This is a genomic window from Janibacter hoylei PVAS-1, from assembly GCF_004025845.1.
In the GTDB taxonomy this organism is placed as follows: Bacteria; Actinomycetota; Actinomycetes; order Actinomycetales; family Dermatophilaceae; genus Janibacter; species Janibacter hoylei.
The window spans coordinates 176,352-186,216 of sequence record NZ_PIPF01000009.1 but is presented as its reverse complement, the minus strand read 5'-3'; the positions used below and the strand labels follow the sequence as shown (position 1 = coordinate 186,216).

Annotated in this window: 13 protein-coding genes; 5 read left to right on the top strand and 8 right to left on the bottom strand. The window is 67.1% G+C overall.

From position 1 onward, the window contains the following. A partial coding sequence (locus CWN80_RS09985; RefSeq protein ID WP_128277224.1) for a four-helix bundle copper-binding protein occupies nucleotides 1-168 on the top strand: 168 nt, incomplete at its 5' end. Nucleotides 169-238: 70 nt separating this feature from the next. Here the strand turns inward: CWN80_RS09985 and CWN80_RS09980 are convergent. The 5 genes from CWN80_RS09980 to CWN80_RS09965 all read right to left on the bottom strand — a co-directional run bounded on the left by CWN80_RS09980 (nucleotide 239) and on the right by CWN80_RS09965 (nucleotide 3,645). Next, nucleotides 239-841 carry a DUF305 domain-containing protein gene (locus tag CWN80_RS09980; protein ID WP_007924954.1) on the bottom strand — a complete coding sequence of 201 codons (603 nt, stop codon included), beginning with the start codon at nucleotides 839-841 and terminating at the stop codon, nucleotides 239-241. Nucleotides 842-999: 158 nt separating this feature from the next. Further along, a complete protein-coding gene (locus CWN80_RS15845; RefSeq protein ID WP_238148171.1) occupies nucleotides 1,000-1,290 on the bottom strand; it encodes a beta propeller repeat protein in 291 nt (96 codons plus the stop codon). Between the two features lie 235 nt (nucleotides 1,291-1,525). Further along, nucleotides 1,526-1,678 (bottom strand): hypothetical protein, encoded by a 153-nt coding sequence (locus tag CWN80_RS15840; protein WP_238148169.1) that lies wholly within the window; start codon nucleotides 1,676-1,678, stop codon nucleotides 1,526-1,528. A 203-nt stretch (nucleotides 1,679-1,881) separates the two neighbouring features. After that, nucleotides 1,882-3,378 (bottom strand): multicopper oxidase family protein, encoded by a 1,497-nt coding sequence (locus CWN80_RS09970; RefSeq protein ID WP_128277223.1) that lies wholly within the window; start codon nucleotides 3,376-3,378, stop codon nucleotides 1,882-1,884. Nucleotides 3,379-3,411: 33 nt separating this feature from the next. Next, the gene (locus CWN80_RS09965; protein ID WP_007924950.1) at nucleotides 3,412-3,645 is read right to left on the bottom strand and encodes an SHOCT domain-containing protein; all 234 of its coding nucleotides are present in this window, start codon (nucleotides 3,643-3,645) and stop codon (nucleotides 3,412-3,414) included. 156 nt (nucleotides 3,646-3,801) lie between these two features. Here CWN80_RS09965 and CWN80_RS09960 point away from each other — a divergent pair, with 156 nt between their 5' ends. The 4 genes from CWN80_RS09960 (at nucleotide 3,802) to CWN80_RS09945 (ending at nucleotide 7,089) form a co-directional block, all read left to right on the top strand. After that, complete coding sequence (locus tag CWN80_RS09960; protein WP_272948435.1) at nucleotides 3,802-4,524, top strand: response regulator transcription factor; 723 nt, start codon at nucleotides 3,802-3,804, stop codon at nucleotides 4,522-4,524. Beyond that, complete coding sequence (locus CWN80_RS09955; protein WP_040880641.1) at nucleotides 4,521-5,639, top strand: sensor histidine kinase; 1,119 nt, start codon at nucleotides 4,521-4,523, stop codon at nucleotides 5,637-5,639. The genes CWN80_RS09960 and CWN80_RS09955 overlap by 4 nt, the downstream gene beginning before the upstream one ends. Nucleotides 5,640-6,347: 708 nt before the next feature. Further along, nucleotides 6,348-6,644: a hypothetical protein gene (locus CWN80_RS09950; protein ID WP_007924944.1), complete on the top strand. Its 297-nt coding sequence runs from the start codon at nucleotides 6,348-6,350 to the stop codon at nucleotides 6,642-6,644. Between the two features lie 97 nt (nucleotides 6,645-6,741). Next, nucleotides 6,742-7,089: a hypothetical protein gene (locus CWN80_RS09945; protein WP_007924942.1), complete on the top strand. Its 348-nt coding sequence runs from the start codon at nucleotides 6,742-6,744 to the stop codon at nucleotides 7,087-7,089. Here CWN80_RS09945 and CWN80_RS09940 read toward each other — a convergent pair. The 3 genes from CWN80_RS09940 to CWN80_RS15405 all read right to left on the bottom strand — a co-directional run bounded on the left by CWN80_RS09940 (nucleotide 7,078) and on the right by CWN80_RS15405 (nucleotide 9,694). Then, the gene (locus CWN80_RS09940; protein WP_007924940.1) at nucleotides 7,078-7,929 is read right to left on the bottom strand and encodes a hypothetical protein; all 852 of its coding nucleotides are present in this window, start codon (nucleotides 7,927-7,929) and stop codon (nucleotides 7,078-7,080) included. The genes CWN80_RS09945 and CWN80_RS09940 overlap by 12 nt on opposite strands. An 83-nt stretch (nucleotides 7,930-8,012) precedes the next feature. Beyond that, entirely contained in the window at nucleotides 8,013-8,606 is a 594-nt protein-coding gene (locus CWN80_RS09935; RefSeq protein ID WP_157986927.1) for a thermonuclease family protein, read from the bottom strand. A 35-nt stretch (nucleotides 8,607-8,641) separates the two neighbouring features. Then, the gene (locus tag CWN80_RS15405) at nucleotides 8,642-9,694 is read right to left on the bottom strand and encodes a hypothetical protein (RefSeq protein ID WP_007924937.1); all 1,053 of its coding nucleotides are present in this window, start codon (nucleotides 9,692-9,694) and stop codon (nucleotides 8,642-8,644) included. Nucleotides 9,695-9,865 lie beyond the last annotated feature (171 nt).

The window sequence follows — 9,865 nt, the reverse complement described above, 5'->3', positions numbered from 1 at the left end:
CAGAACCTGGGGCGCTTCACTTTCCTCGAGGCCTGTGCGACCGCCTGCAAGTCGTGCGGTGACAGCTGTGAGGAGCATGCCTCGATGCATGAGCACTGTCGCATCTGTGCCGAGGCGTGCCGGCGGTGCGAGCAGGCCTGCCGCGAGTTGATCACCTCGCTCACCTGACCGATTACCGGGAGCGGGTCGCGCGCCACCCGTGATCCGGCCGGCCGAGCTCGTCAAGGGCATGCCGCGCTCAGAGTTCGCGCTGCATGGCCGTGATCTCGGCTTTCTGCGTCTTGACGATGGCTTTGGCCATCCTCTCGACTGCGTTGTCCTCGGTCGAGGTGAGAACTTGCTCTGCCATGGTCACAGCGCCTTGATGGTGCTTGATCATGAGGGTGAGCCACTGCTTGTCGAATTCGGCGCCAGTGGCCGACTCGAGTTTGGACATCTCATCCTGCGTCATCATCCCGGACCCGTGGTCCACGCCGGAAGAGCTTGCGGTGGGGGCGTCCCAGTCCTTGAGCCAACCTTCCATCGTCTGGATCTCGGGGCCTTGGGCGCCTTTGATGTCCTTGGCGAAGTCGCGGACCTGCTCCGAGGCATTGGCTGAAGGGTCAAGAGCGAGGTCGGCCATCGCGATCGCCTGCTCGTGGTGAGGGATCATCATTTGGGCGAACATGATGTCGCCTTGCCGGCCCTCCGCCGTCGTGGAGGTGTCGCTGGTGCTCATCGGTGTCTTGTCGTGGTCCATCCCGGACATGGATCCGTCAGAGCCGCTGGAGCAGGCAGCCAGGGCGCCTGCGGTGAGGGTTGTCGCGACCACGTGAGCAGCGCGCCGTCCAAGGCGGGTCATCGGGGACTCCTTCGCAGAATGTTCGAGGCAGGACCAACCCTCACGTCGCGGAATGGTGATTCGATCCCGATCGTATTGAGGTTGGATGAAGGCCACCGCGCTGCCGGTGGAGGATCGGCGCCGCGGAGTCCGAGACCTGGTCGCACAGGCACGACGACTCACTGGACCAATGTCTGGGTGGTCCTTCCTGCATCCGTGGTGCTGATCACGCGCCCGTTGACGGACGCGATGATCTCCAGTTGTCCGTCACTAGTGCGGCCCGCCCACAGCGCTTCGGCCGGCCCGATGCTCTTGGGGTGGAGGGTCCAGGTCTGGCCGGCGTCGCTGCTGGTTGCCAGTCTGCCCGCGGCTGAAGAGGTGACGATGGTCTCTTCGTCGGCCCAGGCGGCGAGGACGGCGACCTCTGGTGGGGCGAGGGAGGTCCAGGTGGTGCCCTCGTCCTGGCTCATGAGCAGGCCAGCGCTTGTGGTGGCCAGGACCGTCCCGGACGTGGGGGAAGCGGCCAGCACCCGTGGCGGTGAGGGAATGTCCCGCGTATCCCAGGTCTTTTGTCGCTGGTGTGTCGAAGCGTTCCGTCGAACCCGATGACGCCGTTTGGGCCGGCGGTCAGAGCGTGGAAGTCCGAGCGCCCGCCGCGTGAGGCGACCTGCCAGGTGCGGCCCGTGTCCTGTGACGTGATGAGACCTACTGGCTGGGGGAGGTCGGTGCCGGGTGGCCGGAGGCATACAGAGTGCCGTCGTCGCCGATGGTGAAGCCCATCAGGTCGATGGCAGGACCGTTGCGGACGAGCTTGCCGTCGACCTGCTGGAACAAACCTTGATGGGTCGCCACCAGCACGTCGCCGGTTCGTGGATGTCGAGCGATCCCATGAACGTGGATCAAGGGTGCGGGCTGTTGGCTCGCGTCGCTTCCCGCTGGGCTGGACGACTCACCGCCAGTGGACTGCGGTGTCCCGGTCTCGGATGTCGAAGAGCACGCGGCCAGCAGCGCCACCGCAGCCACCACAGCGATACCTCGGGCGACACGTCGTCGACGGGGCCTCATGCGATGTACTCCAACGCGATCATCATGCCGCCCTCTGCGTGGTAGATGTTGTGGCAGTGGATCATCCAGTCGCCCTCGTTGTCGGCGTCGAGGTCGATGGCGAAAGACTGCATGGGGGCCATGAGGACAGTGTCCTTCCTGAGCCCGGAGGGCAGGGCAAAGGTGTGGCCGTGCACGTGCACCGGGTGAGTCATCATCGTCATGTTGGTGGCGTTGATCCGCAGTCGTTGCCCGGCCCGGACGGTCAGGGGCTCGTTCTTGCCGAACGGAGCTCCGTTCATCCCCCATGCGTAGGGCTGCATCGATCCGGTGAGAGTGAGCCGCGCGGTTGCATCGGGTCTCCTGCTGGGCAGTTTGGCTGCCTGGGCGGGTCTCAGGTCGGAGCCGACGAGGACTTCTCGAGTGAGTTCTCGTGGGTTGGCGTCCCCGCCGGGTGCGGCGCCGCTTCCGGTGCGGACCAGGGCCATGGCCTGACCGCCGCTGGCCTTGCCGACCGGCTTGGCCACCAAGGGGAAGGCCCCGTCGCCGAGGGTGACAATCGCGTCATAACGTTCGCCCATCCCGATGTAGAACGCGTCCGTCTCGGTCGGCTCGACCGGGAACCCATCGCTGTGCGTGATCGTCATCCGGTGCCCCCCGAGAGCAACGGTGAAGATGGTGTCGGAGGCGGCGTTGATGATTCGCAGGCGAATCTTCTGCCCGGCCTTGGCTCTGAGCGTCTCGGGGTCCGCTGGCGGCCGTCCGTTGATCAGGAAGTGCGGGTAGGTCACGTCTCCGGCGTCGCCCCACGGCTCGGCCTCGTCCATGGCGCCTTGGTTCATGCCATCCATCTCGCCGTGGTCCATGCCACCCATGCCTCCGGATCCGGAGTCGTTGGCCAAGAGCTTCTCCAGGACCTGCTCGGGCGTGGTGCCTGTTCCGTCGATCCAGTCATCGAGGACAAGGACCCACTCGGTGTCGTAGTCGCCTGGCTCGTTCGGGTCGTCGATGATCAACGGGGCGTACAGTCCCCGGTCGAGCTGGACGCCGACGTGGGGGTGGAAGAAGTACGTGCCCGGGTCGGGCGCTGTGAATTCGTAGACGTAGGAGGTCTCCGGCTTCACCGGGTCCTGCGTCATGCCGGGGACGCCGTCGGCCGGGTTGCGCAGACGAATACCGTGCCAGTGGATGGTGGTCTCGTCCGGAAGTTGGTTGTCGAGGGTGACGCGCAGGAAGTCGCCGGCGGTGGCCCGCAGAAGTGGACCAGGCACGGCGTCGCCGTATCCCCAGGTCGAGACGGTGCGGCCCGCTAGATCGAGGGTGATCGGCTTGGCGGTCAAGGACTTGGTCACCACCGTCTGGCCCGGGTCAGGTGAGACCGGCGTCGGAGCGCCGAAGGCCCCCTTCGGCGCGCTGGCACCCGATCCTTTGGTGGCGGCATACGTTCCCAAGCCCGCTGCGCCAGCGGTACCGAGGCCACCGATCAGCAGGCCACGGCGAGTGATAGAGCCCATAGTTCCCTCCAGGGGTCGGTGTACCGACGCGCGTCAGCGCCCATGAATGATCAGGTGACGTCGCTTTTCGTACTCATCGACGCTCAGGTCACCGCGGGCCAGTCCTTCGTCGAGAAGCGTCAGCGCGTCGGTCCGGGTAGGGCCTGTGGCGGTGCTTCTCTGGCCGGGGAACAGTGCGCGCACGGCGAGCACGACGATCACCCAGAAGGCGAGGACGCCTGCGGCCATGCCCAGCCACATCATGTCGCAGCCGTGATTCCACATCATCGGAGACTCCTTCTTGAAGCCGACCTCCCGGCATGCAGACAGGCTCCGGCGGGAAGGTCATGGGTTGGTGGTCGCCGCGTTGAGGTTTGACGAAGATCCTCGTCGATTCGCCGCTGACGTCGGCCGTGGTGCGGCCCTCGGGTGAGACTGTCTGTCGTGAGCACACGAACCCCTGTCGAGCCGTTGGCGAAGGTGCTCATCATCGAGGACGAGAAGACGCTGGCAGAGATGATCGCCGCCTATCTCGCCCGCAGCGGGTACCAGACCACAGTCGAGCACAACGGCGTCGCCGGAGTCGAAGCAGTACGAGAGCAGTCCCCAGACGTGGTGATCCTCGACCTGGGACTGCCCGGTCTGGACGGCATCGAGGTCTGCCGCCAGATCCGCACCTTCAGCGACTGCTACGTCATCGTCGTGACCGCCCGATCGGACGAGGTGGACACCCTGATCGGCCTCTCCGTGGGCGCCGATGACTACGTCACCAAACCCTTTAGCGTGCGCGAGCTGGTGGCACGCGTGCAGACGGTCCTGCGTCGCCCACGGGGCGGGAACGCCGGCAACTCCAGCGCTGCGGCAACCCCATGGGTATTCGGCGACCTTCAGGTCGACCCAATCGGGCAGCAGGTCCACCTGAAGGGAGAACCAGTTCCGCTGACACCGACCGAACGGGATCTGCTGATGACCTTGGCCCAACGGCCCTCGATGGCCTTCTCCCGCACGCAGCTCATCGAGGAGGTCTGGGGTGGCGGCTGGGTCGGGGACGAGCACCTGGTCGACGTCCACATCGCTCACCTGCGACGCAAGCTCGGAGACAACCCCGATCTCGCTCGCTACATCACCACGGTGCGCGGCATCGGTTACCGGATGGGGCCTGGATGAACAAGCGCGTCAACAAGCTCTCCAAGGGTCTGGCGCCTCGATTAGTGGCGGGCCAGATCCTGGTACTCCTTGCGGGAGCACTGACAGCCGGGCTCGTCGCCGCCGTTATCGGCCCCCCGATCTTCCACGACCACCTCCTCCAAGCGGGGCACCAGGAGAACACGCCCGAGCTGGTCCACATCGAGATGGCCTTTCGGGACGCTTCGCTCATCGCCCTGGGCGTGAGCCTGCTCATCTCTCTGACTGGGGCGACTGCGGTGGCCTGGTTCCTCGCCCGACGGCTGCGCCAACCGCTGGCGCAGATGACCTATGCCGCGCGCGAACTGAGCCGTGGCCATTACTCCACCCGCGTGCCTCATGTCGGTGCGGGGACTGAGCTCGAGACCCTCGCCGGAGCATTCAACGTGATGGCGGCCCGCTTGGAAGGAGTCGAGGACACCCGACGGCGGATGCTTTCCGACCTCGCCCACGAACTTCGCACGCCGATCGCGACCTTGAGCGCCTACCACGAGGGACTGCACGACGGCGTGGTGACCCTGGGTGATGACTCTCGTCTCGCGTTGACCGCCCAGACGGAACGGCTGGCGCGACTGGCCGAGGACATCAACGAGGTCTCCACGGCCGAAGAAGGACACCTCGTCCTCGACATCCAGCGACACAAGGTGGCCGACTTGTTGTGGGCGGCCTACGGGGACATGCGTGACAGCTACTCGGAGAAGGGCATCAACCTGGTCCTGGACGTTGACCAGGCGACAGGACTCGAGACCCTGGTCGATCCCGTCCGATTCGCCCAAGTCATGACCAACCTCCTCACCAACGCACACCGGCACACCCCTGCAGGCGGAACAGTCACCCTGACGGCCACCCGTGAAGACGGTGAGGCCATCATCACCGTCACCGACACCGGCGACGGCATGACCCCCGAGCAGGTACAGCACGCATTCGAACGCTTCTACCGCGGGGACTCGGCCCGCACCAACGACCAACGAGGATCTGGCATCGGCCTGACCATCAGCAAGGCCATCATCGACGCGCATCACGGAGGACTCACCGCATCCAGCCCCGGTCCGGGGAAGGGTTCGTGCTTCACAATCTCCCTGTCGCTCGGGCGCTGAGGCGCAAAGGCATCCTGGGAGCCAGTCGCGTTGCCTATCGTCACCGCACACACCGCGAAGAGCGCTCGGTTACTCAGGCACCTTCTAGGTCAAGGAGTTCCTGGCAGGCTGCCGACCACCGCTGTCCGGTCACAGCGGCGTGGAGAGTGGGGCCCCGTCAGCCATTGGCGGGATCACCCATCTCGGCACCATCCGCGCCGCTCGACCACCGCCGAGTGAGGGACGCGCTCGGCGCAGCCCCTCACCGTCACGCGGAAGGGACTCTTCCTTGTTCTTCAACACCCGCACTGCACGCGGCATGGGCTCTCATCGCGGTCGCCGTCGTTCACTACGTCGTGCCCGACATGACGCGCGACATCGCCACCTGGGCCTTTTCACAGGACGTGGACCAAGTGCTCCTCACGACGGTGCTCACTCACCACTTCGCAAAGAAGCGGGACGCCGCTTCTCGGGAGATGGGACAGGCGAAGAGCTAAGGACGCGCCTCCGGTCAGGGTGCTCGGCATGGCCACAGGAGCACCCTGACCTCCCGGGCTAAGGGCCATCGGCAGGACTGCCTCGTTGATGGGGTGTGGTTGACACTTCAAAGTGTATAGGGGTATACACTGAATGTAAAGCGGTATACACACACCGTGCGGCCGAAGATGCGAGGCACGCCTTGGCGGACTTGTATAGTGCTATACACGCTCCGAGGAAGGGAGGTGGCCATTGGCCACCACGCCACTGACAGAGGCCGAGATCGCCGCCTTGGTGGCCCGGCGCTATCCCGACGACGCGCGGCTCCAGGAGCTGGCGCGGACTGCTGCGAACGCCGTGCGGAGCGAGGAGCCGGCAACGGACACCTTCGACGCGATCGCGCGGCGCCATGCGGCCGCCCTGGAGGCACTGGATTCAGTGCGAGCCGAGCTGACCGGCGCGATGATCGCGGCGTCGGACACCGAGGTCTCCATTGCGGAGCGGGCTGGAGTCAGCCGCATGACAGTCCGCAAGGCCCGCGGAAAGTAGACGTCAACCGCGCCAGATGTATATGGGTAGACAAGTGAATGTCTACACGTATACAGTGAGGTGAAGTCACCCAGTACTCGACCTCACGGGGGAGCAGATGACCGCCACGCGCACGACCACGGCCACGGCCACGGCCACGGATCTCATGGCGGCGATCGCCGCCCCTGGGCTGCATGTCCAGTGGGATCGGACGGGCGGCAACTGCCGCGCTATTCGCGTCCAGACCCGGCCGGGAGCCACCGATCCTCACGTGCTGATCACCCACGAGTGCGACCCGTTCAGCGACGGTGACCTGCACGATGACCTGTGCGGCCAGCGCTTGGCGCTGTGCCTCTATGACAGCGAGGACGGTGACCCCACGGTCCACGTCGACGCCGTGAGTGATTCGCGGCGAATCGCCGAGGTCGTCGTGGGCCTGCTGGCGACGGCTCGGCTAGCGGGGTGAGTCGCCGGCGTCTGGGGTGCAGGCGAGCACGAGCAGCCGTTTGAGGGCCCCGTGGGGGCTGCGCACGAGCGCTTCTCGTAGACCGGTGACGCGGAGCCGGGGCGCGTAGACCACGACTTCTTTCTCGAAGGTCGCCCGGCCGTCGTCACCGCCGCTGTGTCGTGCGCGGTCGCCAGCGTAGAGGGCGCGGTCAGTGGTGATCGCGAGGAGCCAACCTCCGGGGGTGGCTCCTCGTTCGTCGGTGAGGTGGCCACCTAGCGCGAATTCGGAGCTGGCGGCGATGCTGGGGTCGATGCTGGCGGAGATGGGCCGACGGTGGTGCGTTAGGAGGTCTCCGGGACGTGCCTGGGTGACGGTGCGCGCGAACTGGGGATGCGCACCGCTGTGGTGCTCCCCGCGGTAGAGGGTGACGGGACGAGGCAGGCGGCTGCGCGGGTCGTTGAGGGCGTCGACGATCTCCTCGTCGTTCTCATATCCGGTGGGTCCGAGCACGCCGGGCTTGGCGGTGTAGGAGCGTCTCGCGATGGCTGCGGTGATCTCTGGAGGAAGTCCTGCGGCGTGCTCGCGCATGAGGGTCAGGTCGCCTGCGTCGAGGGTGAGCGTGCTGTCGGAGTAGATCGCGCTGGCCACACTCTCCAGCGTGACTGGGAGGTACCCACCGAACTGGCGCAGATCCTCGAGGACGGCCGCGACGTCGGGCCGGTGCCACGCTCGCCGCGGTTGGTCGCGGCCCGCGACTCGCTGGGCTGCCTCGAGGACCAGCTCGCGGTCGTAGCAGCCGGCGACATCTCGCGCCCACTGCTCGTGCGCGCGCTGTCGTCGCTCTGCTCGCGTGCGCACGAGTCTCCACCGCGATCGAAGGGCAGGGTCGTCCGCTGCCGCGCGCACTCCGGCGATTGCGTCACGGAGGGCGTCAGTAGCGCTCACAGACAGGTTCCCCACAGGCCGCGCTGTTGATGCTGAGCGTCGTCTTCGGCGGCCGCGTACTTCTCGTAGCGGGTGTGACTTCGTGCGCGGCTGGTGTTGGGTGCGTGCCCGCCGCGGATGAGGGACTCACTGACGTCGGTGGTGCCGACCTCGACGTACCGCAGGAGGCGACCGTAGCGGTCGGTATCGGGTTGTTTGGGGTCGGCGACCAGGTCGATGGTGCCGCTTCGCAGCAGCCGGGCGAGTTCGTCCTTGGCGGCGTGGGCACCGCACATGGCCGGCTGTCCGTCGCGCGCCATCTCCGGGGCATCCATTCCCAGGACGCGCACCCGGCCGAGGTCGCTGCCGCTGCTGTCACGAGCGATGATCGTGTCACCGTCGATGACTCGCACCACGGTGGCGCGGGTTGTCTCGCCGGCCCCGTCACGCAGTTGCGAAAGCGGCGGGGTGCCGTTGTGCCACCACAGCCCGGCGACGAGGCCCGCGGCGAGCACGCCTGCCGCGCCTCCTGCTGCGGAGCGGCGGTTCTGGCTATATGGCGATACCCACGTCCCGTTGCGGTAGTGGCCACTGATCGGTGTGCGTCCCATGTGTCGAGCCTTGCAGCGGGCTGCGACAGCGCTGGCTACATGCGCGGGGTGGTGCTGGGCTGGTCGGGGACCGCTCGGCGTGGCTCGTCCGCTCGACGGGTGGGGCGTCTGCTCTCGGCGCGGGGTGGGCTGGCGCTGAGATCGCGGAAGTCTCCGGTGCGGGTGTGGCGCAGCTGCATCTCCGTGTCGGTGGACGCGAGACCGGCCGCGTCGGCGGACAGGACGATCCTTTTGGCGATTGGGTCCGATTCGGGCAGCGGGACCCATGCGCCGCGCCTGACCTCGTCGAAGAGGTGCAGTCCCTGCTCGCCGCGCTCGGTGATCGCTCGGGCCGGAATGGCGATCTGGCCCCCTTCGACCAGGGACCGTGTCACCTCGGCGTACTTGCGGGCGGTGGCGGCGATCTGTGGGCTGAGGTCGGCGATGGCTCGGAGCGTCGAGGGGGCGTCCAGACGCGTGGCGATGTCGGCTGGGGTCGCCCAGGCGCGTCCCGCGCGCAGGTGATGGCGGATGCTCTCGTGCAGGCGCTGGGTCGCCGCGAGTTGCTCGTAGTCAGAGCGTCCCGCTGGCTGGGTTCCCACCTGTGGTGGCCATGCTTGGGCTGCTTGGGTCCACGCTTCTTGGGCGTCGGCCAGGGAGTCGGCTGCGGCCTTGATTTCCAGCCGTGGTGTGTCTTCGCTGAGGGTGGATGCGCCCAGAACCAAGGTGGTCGCGGCGTGGAGGTACTGCAGGTCTCCGGGCACGGTGTGTATCAGGCGCGCGTCGGCTTGCCGCGGCTCCAGCGCCCGCTGAGTGGCCGTGGCCCAGTCGGCGATCGAGGCCGAGAGCGTGCCGGGGGCCGGCACGAGACCTGGGACCGGCCCCTGGGGCGTGTTCTGCGCGGGGCGGCAGGCCCTCGTCAGGGCGTCGATGGCCGTCAGCTCCCTGTGGCGGACGTGACTGTCAGCGGCACGGGAGACCGAGGCTGCCGCGACGCGGCTGACCGCACCGACGGCGGTCGTCATGCGGGAGAGAGCAGTGGCGGCGTGCTCGGCGGTGAAGTCGGCTCGGTACCGCGCGGAGGTGACCATCTCCGATGCGAGAGCCATGGACTTGGTCAGGGTCGTGATCTCTGGGCGGGGCGTCAGCGGGGTGCTCTGTGGTCGAGGCGCGGGAAGGTTCCCCAGTGCGTCGATAACGCGGCGTGCCGTGGTGCCGTCTCCCGCTGGTGGGAATGCCCGTAGGGCCGGTATGGCCGCATCGGCGAGGGCTCGCAGGTC